The organism is Microbacterium sp. 20-116 (genome assembly GCF_041079415.1).
GTDB lineage: Bacteria > Actinomycetota > Actinomycetes > Actinomycetales > Microbacteriaceae > Microbacterium.
The window spans coordinates 37,752-51,226 of the sequence record NZ_JBFYGP010000008.1; the positions used below are offsets into that span (position 1 = coordinate 37,752).

Consider the following 13,475-nt stretch of genomic DNA (forward strand, 5'->3'; position numbering starts at 1 on the left):
CATGGGGCAGAACACGATGCGCCGACGGGTGCCGCAGCTCGCGCGCCGCCTGCCGGCCACGATCATGCTGGTCGGCATCCTGCTCGCCACAGGCGTCGCGACCGGCGCGCTCTGGCAGCCGTTCACCGCCTCCGACGCCTTCGACACGCTTGCGTACGGCCTGCCCGCCCTCGAAGCCGGCCGGTGGTGGACGCCGATCACCGGCACCTTCGTGATCAGCGCACCGTGGCTGTACCTCATCGGCCTCCCGACCCTCGTCGGGATGGGGTTCCTCGAGGTCCGTCGCGGCACGCGCGTCGCGAGTGCGTACTTCGCCGTGGGCCAGCTGTTCTCGATCTTCGCCGCGTCCCTCTTCCTGTGGCTCACGGCCTTCTTGTCGTGGCCTTGGGCGCAGGCACAGGCGATGACGCTCGATGTGGGTCCCTCCGGCGGTGTCTTCGCCTGCGTGGCGGCGGCGCTCGCGCTCCTGCCCTCCCCGTGGCGCCTTCGCGCGTGGACGGTCCTCATCGCGGGTCTCGCCCTCACCTTCCTCTACTACGGCTCGCTCCCCGATCTCGAGCGCGTCCTCGCCGTCGCCCTCGTGCTGGGAGTCGACAGGTCGCTGCGCCCGCAGCGCGTGAGCGTACGCGAACAACGCCTGATCGCCTTCGTCGTGCTGTGCGCCCTCGGGGCGTTCGAGATCCTCGGCTATCTCGCCCCGATGACCGGTCCGTTCGGCTCGTCGGCGGCGACCTCGGGATCGTGGGTCGACGTCGCGGTCAATACGCTCGTCGTCCTCGTGGTCGCCACAGCCCTCCGCCGCGGTCGACGATGGGCCTGGGTCGTGGTGATGCTCTACAGCGCGCTGAACCTCCTGTTGGTTCTTCTGCTCTTCGGCGTCCTGCTCCTGGAGGGTCTCACCCAGATCGAAGCGGATCTGGATGCCGACTTCACCAGCGTCCTGGCCTCCTCGGCGCTGTGGCTCGTGGCATCCGTCTACTTCTTCCTGGTGCGGGCAGCCTTCCGTGCCCGTCCGCGCGCAGCGCTCGGCGACTCCCCCGCCCCGTCGGTCGCTGAGGTGAAGAACGAACTGCACACGAGCGGCGGAGGCACGCTGTCGTGGATGACGACGTGGGAGGGCTTGTCGTACGCGCGCTTCGGCCGCGGCCTCGTCGCGTACCAGCGTCGCTCCGGCGTCGCGCTCGTCCTGGGCGACCCGCTCGGGCCCGTCGGCACCCGCGCTCAGACCGTCCGCTCGTTCATCGAGGCGGCCGAGGCCGCGGGGCTCGCACCGTGCTTCTTCAGCGCGGGCGAGGCGACGGCCGATGCCGTCCCGGACGGATGGCGACGCATCGTCGTGGCCGATGACACGGTGGTCGATCTGCCCGGCCTGCAGTTCACCGGCAAGGCCTGGGGCGCGGTGCGCACCTCGCTCAATCGCGGCGAGCGCGAGGGCATGACCTTCCGCCTCTCGAGGCTCAGCGACGAGACGTGGGGGGTGCGACAGCAACTGCGTGCGATCTCGGAGAGCTGGGTCGGAGACAAGGGCCTGCCCGAGATGGGGTTCACCCTCGGCACCCTGCACGAAGCGGCCGATCCCGAGGTGCGTATCGCCCTTGCGGTCTCACCGCAGGGCGATGTGGACGGCTTCCTGTCGTGGCTGCCGATCTACGGCGAGGACGGGATCCGCGGCTGGACGCTCGACCTGATGCGCCGCCGCGACGGCGGCTTCGGGCCGGTCATGGAGTACCTCATCGGCGCATCCGCCCGCGAGTTCTCCGCCGAAGGAGCCCAGGTCATGTCCCTGTCCGGCGCCCCGCTGGCCCACGAGTATCCGGCGGATGCCGGCGCGATCGCCGACCTGCAGGACCGCATGGCCGCGATGCTCGAGCCCGTCTACGGCTTCGCCTCGTTGCACCGGTTCAAGCAGAAGTTCCACCCGCGCTACGAGACGATGTACCTGCTCTTCCGCGACGAGGCCGATCTCACGCGAATCGGTGCCGCCCTGACGCGGGCGTTCCTTCCGCACGCGACGCTGGGGCAGTTCGCCGCCGCGGGCGTCGACCTCGTGCGTCACGAACACTGAAGGCCCCGGCCGACACGCGGAACGCGCACGACCGGGGCCGGACCGACCGGAGCCGGTGGAGGATCAGAGGGGGCGGATGTTCTCCGCCTGCAGGCCCTTGGGGCCCTGGGCGACCTCGAACTCGACACGCTGGTTCTCTTCGAGCGAGCGGTAGCCGCCCGACTGGATCGCGCTGTAGTGCGCGAAGACGTCCTGGCTGCCGTCATCGGGCGCGATGAAGCCGAAGCCCTTTTCCGAGTTGAACCACTTGACCGTGCCCTGCGTGCTCATTCGTTCTGCCGTTTTCCGCTTGAGCCGGCGCCGAGCGCGCCGGTCTGTGCCCCCACGGTAACCGCCGGGGTCTGTTCTCGCACGGGTCCGTGACACAAACGTTGCGAGGCGCGAGATACGCGGAAACACGCCGTAAGCCCATACGACGCCCGGGCTGAGCAAGGCTCGAAGCCCGGGCGTCGACGGATCCCCCCGGATATGTCACGCGAGGCGTGACGGCGATCACTTTACCGGCGCGGGGGCCCGCGCGCGACACGAAAACGAAGAATCAGCAAGTTCTTCCCATGTGCTGTGGTAACCGGAGGCCCTAAAATCCGGCTGATGGATAGTCGTCGGCGTGCTTCCGCCCTCGTCGACGAGGCCTACCGGGCCCTCGGCGAGGCGATCGTCGATGGTCGACTCCAGGCCGGCGACCGCCTGCGCGACGTCGAACTGGCAACCCTCATGGGTATCTCCCGCACCCCCGTGCGCGAGGCACTCCAGCGGCTCGAGCGGATCGGACTCGTCGAGGTCGCGGCCAACAGGTACACCCGGGTTGCGGCCCTCACCGACCGTGCCCGCCACGACATGCGCGAGTACGCCGCGCACACCATCGCGGCCGCGATGCACGTCGCCCTTCCCCGATGCACCGATGAAGAGCTCCTCGACACCGCACGCTTCGTCGAAGAGATGCGTTCCGCCGAATCTTCGGAGCAGTACGTGCGCGCGGTCATGGATCTGGCCTCGCACCTCGTGGCCGTTTCACGCAATGTCGTCTTCCAGAAGACCTTCCTGCAGCTCGATCTCGTCCTTCGCCGCAACCTCGAGGGGTGGACGAGCGTCTCCGACGGCACTCGCGAGACGCTCTTCCGCCATTTCCACGACCAGGTCGCGCGCCGCGACACCAATGGCGCCACGTGGACGTTCCTGGCCCTGCACGGTTTCGCCTGACCGCACAAGAGCCGCGACCGACTCCGCCCGCGCCCGTTAGCGTGACGCCATGCCCCACATCGAGCTGCGAGACCTTCGAAACCACGATCGGGATGCCGCTTTCCAGGCGGTGTCGGCGAGCACCTCCGCGTGGCCCCGAGCGGCGTTCGCGGATCGCGAGGCCTTCGACGCATGGGCGGCGGACGACAAGGTCGACGCGCACGTCGTCGTCGAGGACGGCTCCGTGGTCGGGGTCGCCGCGGCGCTCGACGTCGACGGCGACCGAGAGATCCTCCTCGCCGTCTCTCCCTCCGCGCACGGCGACGCTCCCACCGAAGCCGTGCGTCTGCTCACGGCCCGCGAGGCGGAACGCCCCCTCTACGCGTGCGTGTCCGCCGACGACGAACCCTCGCACGCCGTCCTCGCCCGCATCGGTTTCGTCGAGCACGGGCGCGACGGCGACGACGTGGTCTACGTGCTGCCGCCGACGTTAGAGTGACGCGGTGCCGACGAGTGACGAAGATTCGAACCCCCGGATGGTGGATGCCGAGGGTTTCACCCGCGTCCTGAACCGTCCCCGGGCGATGGTGGCCTTCGTCGTCATCGTGTTCCTCGTCACCGTCGTCCAGGCGCTGTCCGACCCTCTCTCCGCCGTCCTCCAGGGCGACATCGTCTGGGATTACCGCATCCCGTTCGGTGTGGTGATCGCGCTCGTGATCGCGGGGTGCGCTGTGCAGAGCGGCTTCCTGCTCCTGTCCGCCCGGTTCCCCCTCGTCGCCGTGCTGGGGACGACTGGCTGCTACCTCGCTCTGGTCGCCGGGCTCGAGATCCCGCGCTGGCTCGGCGCCCTCCCTCTCGTCGTCGGTGTGGCCGTGTTCTTCCTCGCCGCCCAGAGGCGCGCCGCGGCGGCCATCGGGTGGACGCTCGCGGTGATCGGCGCAGCCGTCGGCATCCTGTCCCTCTGGTCGACGTCCACCGGGGCGCCGCCCGCCGTCGCGTGGAGCTTCGTCCTGAGTTCCGGGCTCGCCTTCGCCGCCCCCGTGGCCGGTGCCGCAGCACTCGGAATCTGGTGGGCTCGGCGCATGAACAGCCTGCGGCGAGCGCGCGCAGAACTCGCCGCCGCCGCAGCCGAGCACGAGGCCGAGCTCGAGAGGGCGCGCATGCGCGAACGGGCGCGCATCGCCCAAGAGCTGCACGACGTCGCCGGTCAGCACCTCGCCGGTCTCCTCTCCCTGGCCGACGCGGCGGTCGACATCGACGTGCTCGACGCCGATCAGGCCGCCGCCCTCATCGCCGAGATGCGCGCAGAGGGCCGTTTCGCCTCAGCCAGCCTCTATGCGGCGCTGCGCGACCTGCGCGCCGAGAGCGACGCGCGCGCCGAACCGACCCTCGACCTCCGCTTTCTCGACGAGCTGCTCGACTACTGGTCGTCGCGGGGGATGCACGTGGTCGCCCGCGTCCACGCGGCCGTCGACGACCTCCCCGCGATGGTCTCCACGACCGCCTACCGCGTCGTCCAGGAAGCCCTGACCAACGCGTGCAAGCACGCCCCCGGCGCGCCCGTGTCGGTCGACGTGCGCGTCTCGCCGACATCGATCAGAGTGGCCGTCGGCAACGAGGCCGGCCGGGCCTCCGCGCCCTCCGATCTCCCCGCCGGACTCGGGTGGGGCCTCACGGGAATGGCCGAGCGCGTCGACCTCCTGCACGGTTCCCTCACCGCGGGCCCCGTCTCGACGGGCGGATGGGCGGTCATCATGGAGGCACCTCTGACGGCCTACGAGCCCACGACCCCCCTTCTGACGCCGTGACGACGGCCGGCAACGACATCCGGGTCCTGATCGTCGACGACAACCGCACCGTGCGCCGCGGCATCCGGCTCCGGCTCGAGAACGCCACGGGCGTTCGCGTCGCGGGAGAGGCATCCAACGGCCGCGACGCCGTGGTGCTCGCCCACGCGGAGCGCGCCGATGTCGTGCTCATGGACCTGCACATGCCCGGCATGAACGGAATCGAGGCCACGCGCCTGATCACGGCGGACGAGCAGGGCGGATGCCGCGTGATCCTGCTCACGAGCGAGGTCTCCGACGCGTTCGTCGTCGACGCCATCGAGGCCGGCGCGAGCGGCTACCTGCTGAAGGGGCACGACAGCGATCAGCTGCTGCCGGTCATCCGCGGGGCGGCGGCCGGAACGGCCACGATCTCTCCCCGCGTCGCCCCGAGACTGATCCGCGAACTGCGCGAAGCGCGCAGCGCTCCCGCCGAGCCGGAGCAGGTGGCTCTGCTGACGGCCGCGGAACGCAGGGTCGTGGGGCTGCTCAGCAGCGGAGTCACCTCGACCGACGACATCGCGAAGAGACTGAGCGTCTCAGTGAACACGGTCCGCAGTCAGACCGCCTCGGCGCTGCGCAAGCTGGATCTCGACGACCGCACACAGCTCGCCCTCTGGGGAGTGCGCAACGGGCTTCCACGCCCCCGGTCGTAGTCCGATCGGATGAAATCGCCGGACCCCTTCCCCTCCGCCACGTGTGCCCGGGCCGGCCGCGGCGAGCGCCCGATGTCGATCGGGGGCACACTGAGGGCACAGCGTGAGGGGACTCCGCTGCCGCATTCCGCGCGGGGTCGGGCTTGTTGGGGGCGGCCCCGCGCGGCTCGCGGCGATCGTTGACCTCGCGGCGATGCCGTGTTGGGGTGGAGCGATGACGAGCGAATGGGCGTGGAGCATCTTCATCGTCGTCGGCGCGATCCTGTGGTTCTGGTCGATCCGGCTGACACTGCGGGCCTACCGCGACGAACGCCTGCCGATGTGGGCGAATCCCCGCAATGCTCCGGGTCGCGCCGTCGCGGCCCGTGCCTTCGGGACGGGCCTCGCGATGTTCGGGGCCGGTATGACAACGGGCGCCGTCGACACGGGGCCCTGGACCGCCGCGGTCCTGGCGGGTGCGTTCTTCGCCATTGTTTTCGTCGCCCCCTACGCGATCTCGGTCGCCGTCCACAATTCCCGTGTGGACCGAGGTGTCACTGCGGCGTGAGCGTCGCGACGATGGGGCGGTGATCACTGCCCGCGTCGTCGAAACCGTCGAGGACGGCGAAGCCGTTCACCCTCCACGCCGAGCCGACCAGCACATGGTCGATCGGCGCGGCGAGGCCGACGGGCAGCCGCACGGGCCAGGTTCCCGCGGCGGCCGAGCCCGCTTCGGCGGCGGCGTCACGGCATCCGCCGATGGTCCCTCCGTCGACGCCGAGGCCGGCGAAATGATCGACCGTGGAGTTGAGATCGCCCGCGACGATGACGTCGCTGTCGGTGCACCTGTCCGCGATCCATCCGAGGCCGAGCTCCCAGCGATCGGTGACGCCCGGCAGGGGTGGCATGGGGTGGGCCGCGACGAGGATCGGACCCGAGCCGTCGACCGACCTCCACACCCCGCTCGGCAGGCCGACCGTGGAACCCGCGTCGGCGTCGAGCTCGTACTCACCGAGAGCGCGGGAGATCAGAATCGAGGTGGGGATAACCTCGCCGTCCGGTGACGCCGCGACCGTATCGTGCGCCATCGAGATGCCCTCGCGATCCAGGATGCCGGCTACCTCGGCTGCCGCGACCGCATCGGTCTCGGGGAGGCTGACGACGTCGGCACCGGTCTCCCGAACCATCCGGGCGATGGTCTCGGGCGTGACCGAACCGCCGTACGTGTTCCAGGCCGCGATCGTGAGCTCCCCCGGCTGCACGGGCGCTCCCCCGCCGCGAGCGAGCAGCACCGCCCCGTTGCCCACGGACGCCACGGCGAGCGCGATCGAGAGGGCGGCAGCCACTCCCCATCGCCGACGCCAGACCGCGACGCCTGCGACCAGCAGGGCGGCGATCCCGAAGCCCAGAGCGAGCAATGCGCGAAACGAGATCGCGTTGGCCACGAGAGGCAGGCGATGGATGCCGACCCCCTGCGGCCACACCACGACAAACGCCGCCACCGATCCCCCCGCGAGAGCGAGGAGGAAAGGGAAGCGGCGGTGTTTCGGCATCCCGCCCAGTAAAGCGGGTGACGGCCGAAGACGCGGAAAGGCCCGGGGCGCGGTCCAATCGCCCCGGGCCTTTCGCTGCAAGGTCAGCGCGCGGCGCGACGACCCACGATGAGGCCGTAGATGAGCAGAACGATAATCGAACCACCGATCGCGAGCAGCCACGTCTGGATCGAGAAGAAGTCCTGCAGCGGAGCGTTGAAGAGCAGACCACCCAGGAACCCGCCGAGCAGAGCGCCCACGACGCCGAGCAGCAGCGTGATGAACCAGCCGCCACCCTGCTTGCCGGGGAGGATCAGCTTGGCGATGGCGCCGGCGATGAGGCCGAGGAGAAGAAATCCGAAGAATCCCATGATGTGTTCCTTTCGCGAGTGTGAACCGATGCCCGCTCGAGGCGGGACTCTCGTTGCATCCAGCTTCCTCTCAGGAACGAGATTCAGGGGGTGGGTTGCGTAAGACGCGCATTTCTGGTGCAGTCGCGCGTCCGCGCGAACGGCGTCGTCCGGCCGGCGATCGACCGAGCACGGGATGCGAGACTGGAAGAGGCCGGCGCGCCCCGTCCCGACCGGAGGACGCCCCATGAGCAGCACCACCCGACCGTATGGTTCACCGTCTCTCGGCACGACGCAACGGGACCGCGACCGTTCCGTTCGCCGACGAGAGCGTGCCGAGGTCGCTCTGATCGCCCTCTGCTGGGTCTCCGTCGTCGTCGCCGTGATGCTGTTCCTGGGGTCCGGGCGACCCGCGCAGGTGACCGATCTCGCGAGCGTAGTCACGGCCGCGGGGATCGTGACGGGCCTCATCGGCACCGACCTGCTGCTGCTCATGCTCGTGCTCGCCGCCCGCATCCCCTGGGTGGACCGCACCTTCGGGCAGGACGCCGCGATGAGGTTGCACCGCCGCCTCGGCAAGCCCGCGGTGTACCTCGTCCTGGGCCACGGCGCGCTGCTCACCGTGGGCTACTCCCTCCGAGACGGTCTGTCGCTCTGGCACCAGACGCTGTCCCTCTATTCGGGGGCCGACATGCTCCTGGCGCTGCTCGGCAGCTGCCTTCTGGTTCTCGTCGTCGTGACCTCGCTCGTCGTCGTGCGTCGCCGACTCGCGTACGAGGCCTGGCACGCGATCCATCTCGTCAGCTATGCCGCCGTTCTGGTGGCGGTGCCTCATCAGCTCTCAGCCGGCCAGGTTCTCTCCGGCAGTACGCCGCAGAGCGTGTACTGGATCTGCCTCTACGTTCTGGCGTTCGGCTCGATCGCGTGGTTCCGCTTCGCCGCCCCGCTGCTCGCCACGGAAGAGCACCAGCTTCGCGTCGCCGCCATCGAGACCCTCGCCCCGGACGTCTTCTCGATCCATCTCTCCGGCCGCGACCTGCCGCGGCTGGGCGCCCGAGGTGGGCAGTACGCGATCTGGCGCTTCTGGAGTCGCGGCACGTGGTGGCATGCGCACCCGATCTCGTTCTCCGCGGTGCCGACCGACACGAGCGCCCGCCTCACCGTGCGCGCGCTCGGCCGCGGAACGGAGCGTCTCGCTCGGCTGCGGCCCGGAACGAAGGTCTCCGTCGCGGGCCCGTACGGGATCTTCACGGATGCCGCCCGCACCGCCCCGCGCCTGGCCGTCGTCGCCGCCGGGATCGGCGTCACCCCCGCACGTGCGCTGCTCGAAGACACCGGACTGCGCCCGGGCGAGGCGACGGTCGTTCTGCGTGCGACCGACCGCTCGCAGACCTTCCTCTGGGACGAGACGAAAAGCCTCGTCCAGGACGCCGGCGGCGCGGTCATCGAGATGATCGGCAGCCGGCCCGCCGAGGAATCGTCGTGGATGCCGCTCGAGGCGATCGAGCGAGGGGCGACCATCGCCTCGGTCTTCCCCGAGCTGCAGGAGTCGGACCTCTTCGTCTGCGGGCCCGCAGAGTGGACGGATCTGGTCGTCCGCGACGCGAGGGCCGCGGGCGTGAAAGACCGGCAGATCCACGTCGAGAGATTCGTGTGATCGTCACGCCCCGAACGTGCAAGAAGGGCCCCGGAGTAAATCCGAGGCCCTTCTTCGTTGTGTGCGCGAGGGGGGACTTGAACCCCCACGCCCTTGCGGGCACTGGCACCTGAAGCCAGCGCGTCTACCTATTCCGCCACTCGCGCGTTGCGCGGCATCGAGGATGCCACGCGACCAACTTCCCGAGAATATCACGGCGGCCACCAGGTCACGAAACGCGGCTCCGAAGCCCGCGTCCATGACCTCCCCAGCCGCGCTGACTACGATGTGCCTACTGGTCTGCCTGCCTGAAGGAGTCTCGTGGGGCTACTCGACAGTTTTGAGAAGGGTCTCGAACGCGCCGTCAACGGTGCGTTCGCCAAGACCTTCCGCAGTGGCATCCAGCCGGTGGAGATCGCGTCCGCTCTGCGCAGCGAACTCGACAAGAAGGCCGTCGTCGTCACGCGTGAGCGCATCCTCGCGCCGAACACCTTCGCGGTGCGCCTCTCCCCCGCCGACGACGAGAAAATGAGCGCGCTCGGCTCGACCCTGGTCGCCGAGCTCGACACCCTGGTGAAGAAGCACGCCCGCACGCAGGGCTACTCGTTCGCCGGCCCCGTCGCCATCTCGATCGAGCGCGACGGCTCCCTGTCCACGGGCACGCTGCGCGTGGACTCGCAGACCACCGAGGGCCAGGTCGCCTGGCGCGGAGTCGTCGACATCGACGGCACCCGTCACCCGCTGACATCCGCCCGCACGGTGATCGGTCGTGGCAGCGACGCCGACATCACGATCCCCGATGCCGGGACGAGCCGCAAGCACGTCGAGATCCTGTGGGACGGCGAGCGCGCCATGGTGCGCGACCTCGGTTCCACCAACGGCACGACCCTGAACGGTCGCAAGGTCTCCGAGGCCGCTCTTCCGCCCGATTCGACGATCTCGATCGGACGCACCAATATCGTGTTCCGTGTGGTCGCTCAGGCCCAGCCGCCGCGACGCTCTTCGGCGTCCGACGCCACGAGCATCTTCGACGTCCGGGAACGGGGACCCCTTTCATGAGTCAGCTGACTCTCCTCCTTCTGCAGGGCGGTTTCCTCGTCCTGCTGTGGTTCTTCGTGTTCGGCGTCGTGTACTCGCTGCGCGCCGACCTCTTCGGCGTCAAGGTGCGCAAGCTCCCCGAGCCCTCGGCATCCGCTGCCCCGGCGGCAGCCGCTCCCACCTCCTCGCCCGACGCGGTGACCACGCAGGTCAAGCGTCCCGCCGCTCCCACCCCCGCACCCGCCGGGGGGCTCGCGACCACGTCGGCGGTCTCGCGCATCGTCATCACGAGCGGCCCCAAAGCCGGGCTCGAGCTGCCGCTGGGCACCGAGCCGCTGACGATCGGCCGCTCCAGCGAGTCGGGTCTCGTCATCCGCGACGACTACACCTCCAGCCATCACGCCCGCCTCGTGCTGTGGGGGGAGCAGTGGATGCTGCAAGACCTCGATTCGACGAACGGCACCTCGCACGACGGCGTCCGCGTGGCAGCGCCGGTACAGGTCAAGGTGGGTGCTCCGATCAAGGTCGGCGCCACGACGTTCGAGTTGAGGAAGTAACCCTCCCCCATGGTCTTCCAGGGCTCGAGCGCCGCCATCTCCCACACGGGCAAGGTGCGCTCCAACAATCAGGACTCCGGCTACGCCGGGTCCAACCTCTTCGTGGTCGCCGACGGCATGGGCGGTCACGCGGGCGGTGACGTCGCCTCGAGCCTGGCGATCGGCCGTCTGACCGAGCTCGACCAGCCCTTCGGCTCCCCCGCCCAGGCCGAGCACGCCATCCGCGATTCCCTCGCCGACACGGCAGCGGAGCTCATCGACACCGTGGCGCGCCGCCCGGAGCTGGCCGGCATGGGCACCACGGTGAGCGCTCTGGTCATGGTCGACGATTACGCCGTCATCGGCCACATCGGCGACTCGCGCATCTACCTGTACCGGGACGACACGCTCACGCAGATCACGGCCGACCACACCTTCGTGCAGCGCCTGGTCGACTCCGGTCGCATCACGCCCGAAGAGGCGCGGTACCACCCCCGTCGATCGGTGCTGATGCGGGTGCTCGGCGATATGGATCCCGATCCCGAGATCGACAGCTTCATCATGCCGACGCAGGACGGCGACCGCTGGCTCCTGTGCTCCGATGGTCTCTCGGGCGTCGTCGACGACGCGCACACGGCGAAGACCCTCGCTCTCGGACTGCCCCCCGCTCGGACCGCCGACGCTCTGCTCAAGCAGGCTCTCGATGGCGGTGCGCCCGACAACGTCACCGTCGTCCTCGTCGACGTCGGCGGGCAGCACCCGGTCTTCATCGGCACCCCGACCATCGTCGGCTCCGCCTCGAACCCCAGCGGAGTGGTCGTCCCCGCGGCGCGCCCCGGCCGATCCGGCTGGCTCCACCACGCCCGTCAGGTCGCGAACGAGCCGACGCATTTCGAGCCGGCGGCCGAGTTCCTCGAGGAGCTCATCGAAGAGGACCGCCGTCGTGCCCGCCGACGCCGTTTCGGCTGGCTCGCCGCCCTGATCCTCGTCCTCGCCGCCATCGGCGTCGGCCTGTTCGCCGGGTACAACTGGACGCAGACCCTCTACTACGTCGGCGCCGACAGCGACTCGGTCGTGATCTATCGCGGTATCCAGCAGTCCATCGGCCCGATCTCGCTGTCGACGGTCTACCAGGACACGAACATCCCGCTGGACGGACTGTCCGACTTCGATCGGCAGACCGTCAAAGCCACCATCTCGGCCCCGTCGCTCGGAGACGCCGAGAAGATCGTCGAACGCCTGCGTCCCGCGGCGGAGGGAAGCGGATGACCGATCAGAAGCTCACCCGATCCGGTGACTCCGTGTCCACCGACACGGCCGTCATGCGCGCGCTGAAGAAGATCCGCGTCCCCGCCAAGCAGCGCAATCGCGAGCTCGGTCTGCTCCTGTTCGCGATCATCGTCTACGGCGGCGCCGTCGTGCTGGTCCAGCTCGGCGTGAACAACACGGTCGAGACCGGCTACCTCACGATCGCCGCGATCCCCGCTGTGCTCGCCCTCGTGATGCACGTGGTGCTGCGCCTACGCGCCCGCGACGCCGACCCCTTCGTGCTGCCGATCGCCACCGTCCTCACGGGTCTCGGTATCGCGATGATCTACCGCATCGACCTCGCCGAGAAGGCGAGCGGGTGGGATGCCACGGGCAACCGCCAGATCGCCTGGGCGGCCATCGCGATGGTCGCAGCCCTCGCCGTGCTGATCTTCGTCCGCAACTACCGCGTGCTGTTCCGGTACACCTACCTCTTCGGCCTCGTGGGCATCCTGCTCCTGCTGCTGCCGTTCGTGCCGGGCCTCGGCACCGACCAGAACGCCGACGTGTGGGTGTCGCTCGGCTTCGTGTCGTTCCAGCCGGGCGAGCTGGCCAAGATCTGCCTGGCGATCTTCTTCGCCGGGTACCTCGTGCGCACGCGGGAGAGCCTCACCTCGACCGGCACGCGCTTCCTCTTCATGACCTGGCCGCGCGCTCGCGAACTCGGCCCGGTGCTGATCATCTGGCTCGTCTCGCTCGGCATCATCGTGCTCCAGCGCGACCTCGGCACGGGCTTGCTGATCTTCGGCATGTTCGTGGCGATGCTCTACGTCGCCACCGGCAAGACGAGCTGGGTGCTGATCGGCCTCGTGCTGGTCGCGAGCGGTGCGTTCCTGGCATCCCGAGTCCTCCCCTACGTCAACGGCCGCTTCGCCAACTGGCTGAGCGCCTTCGACCCCGAGGTCATCAACCGCGACGGCGGCAGCTACCAGCTCGTGCAGGGTATCTTCGGCCTCGCGCACGGCGGCCTGTTCGGCACCGGGCTCGGCCAGGGTCGTCCCTACATCACCCCGCTGTCGCAGAGCGACTACATCGTGCCGAGCCTCGGCGAGGAGCTCGGCCTGGTCGGCCTGTTCGCGATCCTCGCGCTCTACATGGTGTTCACCAGCCGCGGCATCCGCATCGGCCTGGCCGGTCAGGACGACTTCGGCAAGCTGCTCGCCACGGGCTTCTCGTTCACCATCGCCCTGCAGGTGTTCATCATGGTCGGCGGCGTCACCCGCGTGATCCCGCTGACCGGCCTCACGACCCCGTTCCTCGCGGCCGGCGGCTCGTCGCTGATCGCGAACTGGATCATCGTGGCGTTCCTTCTGCGCATCTCCGACGCGGTACGCAGCCGCCCCCGGGTGGTGATCGGTTGATGAACCGCC

At 69.5% G+C, this 13,475-nt stretch carries 14 protein-coding genes and 1 tRNA gene; 11 read left to right on the plus strand and 4 right to left on the minus strand.

The features are described from left to right. The first annotated feature begins 1 nt into the window (after position 1). On the plus strand, positions 2-2,065 hold the full coding sequence (locus AB6V29_RS14040) for a bifunctional lysylphosphatidylglycerol flippase/synthetase MprF (RefSeq protein ID WP_267788865.1): 2,064 nt from the start codon (positions 2-4) through the stop codon (positions 2,063-2,065). Positions 2,066-2,128: 63 nt separating this feature from the next. Here the strand turns inward: AB6V29_RS14040 and AB6V29_RS14045 are convergent, their stop codons facing one another. After that, complete coding sequence (locus tag AB6V29_RS14045) at positions 2,129-2,335, minus strand: cold-shock protein (protein ID WP_056225145.1); 207 nt, start codon at positions 2,333-2,335, stop codon at positions 2,129-2,131. A 321-nt stretch (positions 2,336-2,656) separates the two neighbouring features. On the opposite strand from AB6V29_RS14045, the gene AB6V29_RS14050 reads away from it, so the two are divergent. From AB6V29_RS14050 to AB6V29_RS14070, 5 genes are all read left to right on the plus strand, one after another. Next, a complete protein-coding gene (locus tag AB6V29_RS14050; protein ID WP_369359403.1) occupies positions 2,657-3,265 on the plus strand; it encodes a GntR family transcriptional regulator in 609 nt (202 codons plus the stop codon). Between the two features lie 49 nt (positions 3,266-3,314). Beyond that, on the plus strand, positions 3,315-3,743 hold the full coding sequence (locus AB6V29_RS14055; protein WP_369359405.1) for a GNAT family N-acetyltransferase: 429 nt from the start codon (positions 3,315-3,317) through the stop codon (positions 3,741-3,743). 4 nt (positions 3,744-3,747) lie between these two features. Continuing rightward, positions 3,748-5,052, plus strand: coding sequence for a sensor histidine kinase (locus AB6V29_RS14060; RefSeq protein WP_369359407.1), 1,305 nt, complete (start codon positions 3,748-3,750; stop codon positions 5,050-5,052). Next, positions 5,049-5,726: a response regulator gene (locus tag AB6V29_RS14065; RefSeq protein ID WP_369359409.1), complete on the plus strand. Its 678-nt coding sequence runs from the start codon at positions 5,049-5,051 to the stop codon at positions 5,724-5,726. Before AB6V29_RS14060 ends, AB6V29_RS14065 begins: the two co-directional genes overlap by 4 nt. A 214-nt stretch (positions 5,727-5,940) precedes the next feature. After that, complete coding sequence (locus tag AB6V29_RS14070; RefSeq protein WP_369359411.1) at positions 5,941-6,273, plus strand: hypothetical protein; 333 nt, start codon at positions 5,941-5,943, stop codon at positions 6,271-6,273. Here AB6V29_RS14070 and AB6V29_RS14075 read toward each other — a convergent pair. Both AB6V29_RS14075 and AB6V29_RS14080 read right to left on the minus strand, forming a co-directional pair. Further along, positions 6,260-7,258 (minus strand): endonuclease/exonuclease/phosphatase family protein, encoded by a 999-nt coding sequence (locus AB6V29_RS14075; protein WP_369359413.1) that lies wholly within the window; start codon positions 7,256-7,258, stop codon positions 6,260-6,262. The two genes, AB6V29_RS14070 and AB6V29_RS14075, sit on opposite strands and share 14 nt — an antisense overlap. A gap of 83 nt (positions 7,259-7,341) precedes the next feature. Next, complete coding sequence (locus AB6V29_RS14080; protein ID WP_210075605.1) at positions 7,342-7,608, minus strand: GlsB/YeaQ/YmgE family stress response membrane protein; 267 nt, start codon at positions 7,606-7,608, stop codon at positions 7,342-7,344. Between the two features lie 226 nt (positions 7,609-7,834). On the opposite strand from AB6V29_RS14080, the gene AB6V29_RS14085 reads away from it, so the two are divergent. Further along, positions 7,835-9,244: a ferric reductase-like transmembrane domain-containing protein gene (locus AB6V29_RS14085; protein WP_369359415.1), complete on the plus strand. Its 1,410-nt coding sequence runs from the start codon at positions 7,835-7,837 to the stop codon at positions 9,242-9,244. A 62-nt stretch (positions 9,245-9,306) separates the two neighbouring features. Here the strand turns inward: AB6V29_RS14085 and AB6V29_RS14090 are convergent. Beyond that, positions 9,307-9,390 (minus strand) — tRNA-Leu (locus AB6V29_RS14090). Positions 9,391-9,544: 154 nt separating this feature from the next. Between AB6V29_RS14090 and AB6V29_RS14095 the strand changes: the two genes are divergently transcribed. From AB6V29_RS14095 to AB6V29_RS14110, 4 genes are read left to right on the plus strand one after another with little or no spacing between them, the layout of a single operon-like run. Then, the gene (locus AB6V29_RS14095) at positions 9,545-10,282 is read left to right on the plus strand and encodes a DUF3662 and FHA domain-containing protein (protein ID WP_267788854.1); all 738 of its coding nucleotides are present in this window, start codon (positions 9,545-9,547) and stop codon (positions 10,280-10,282) included. Further along, entirely contained in the window at positions 10,279-10,818 is a 540-nt protein-coding gene (locus AB6V29_RS14100) for an FHA domain-containing protein (RefSeq protein WP_267788852.1), read from the plus strand. Before AB6V29_RS14095 ends, AB6V29_RS14100 begins: the two co-directional genes overlap by 4 nt. Before the next feature lie 9 nt (positions 10,819-10,827). Continuing rightward, positions 10,828-12,066, plus strand: coding sequence for a PP2C family serine/threonine-protein phosphatase (locus AB6V29_RS14105; protein ID WP_210075575.1), 1,239 nt, complete (start codon positions 10,828-10,830; stop codon positions 12,064-12,066). Further along, entirely contained in the window at positions 12,063-13,466 is a 1,404-nt protein-coding gene (locus tag AB6V29_RS14110; RefSeq protein ID WP_267788851.1) for an FtsW/RodA/SpoVE family cell cycle protein, read from the plus strand. The genes AB6V29_RS14105 and AB6V29_RS14110 overlap by 4 nt, the downstream gene beginning before the upstream one ends. The last annotated feature ends 9 nt before the right edge of the window (positions 13,467-13,475 follow it).

Excerpts from the sequence above, each read along its gene's own strand:
- AB6V29_RS14040 (WP_267788865.1), top strand. The coding sequence starts at position 2 with ATGGGGCAGAACACGATGCGCCGACGGGTGCCGCAGCTCGCGCGCCGC.
- AB6V29_RS14045 (WP_056225145.1), bottom strand. The coding sequence starts at position 2,335 with ATGAGCACGCAGGGCACGGTCAAGTGGTTCAACTCGGAAAAGGGCTTC.
- AB6V29_RS14050 (WP_369359403.1), top strand. The coding sequence starts at position 2,657 with ATGGATAGTCGTCGGCGTGCTTCCGCCCTCGTCGACGAGGCCTACCGG.
- AB6V29_RS14055 (WP_369359405.1), top strand. The coding sequence starts at position 3,315 with ATGCCCCACATCGAGCTGCGAGACCTTCGAAACCACGATCGGGATGCC.
- AB6V29_RS14070 (WP_369359411.1), top strand. The coding sequence starts at position 5,941 with ATGACGAGCGAATGGGCGTGGAGCATCTTCATCGTCGTCGGCGCGATC.
- AB6V29_RS14075 (WP_369359413.1), bottom strand. The coding sequence starts at position 7,258 with ATGCCGAAACACCGCCGCTTCCCTTTCCTCCTCGCTCTCGCGGGGGGA.
- AB6V29_RS14080 (WP_210075605.1), bottom strand. The coding sequence starts at position 7,608 with ATGGGATTCTTCGGATTTCTTCTCCTCGGCCTCATCGCCGGCGCCATC.
- AB6V29_RS14085 (WP_369359415.1), top strand. The coding sequence starts at position 7,835 with ATGAGCAGCACCACCCGACCGTATGGTTCACCGTCTCTCGGCACGACG.
- AB6V29_RS14100 (WP_267788852.1), top strand. The coding sequence starts at position 10,279 with ATGAGTCAGCTGACTCTCCTCCTTCTGCAGGGCGGTTTCCTCGTCCTG.
- AB6V29_RS14105 (WP_210075575.1), top strand. The coding sequence starts at position 10,828 with ATGGTCTTCCAGGGCTCGAGCGCCGCCATCTCCCACACGGGCAAGGTG.
- AB6V29_RS14110 (WP_267788851.1), top strand. The coding sequence starts at position 12,063 with ATGACCGATCAGAAGCTCACCCGATCCGGTGACTCCGTGTCCACCGAC.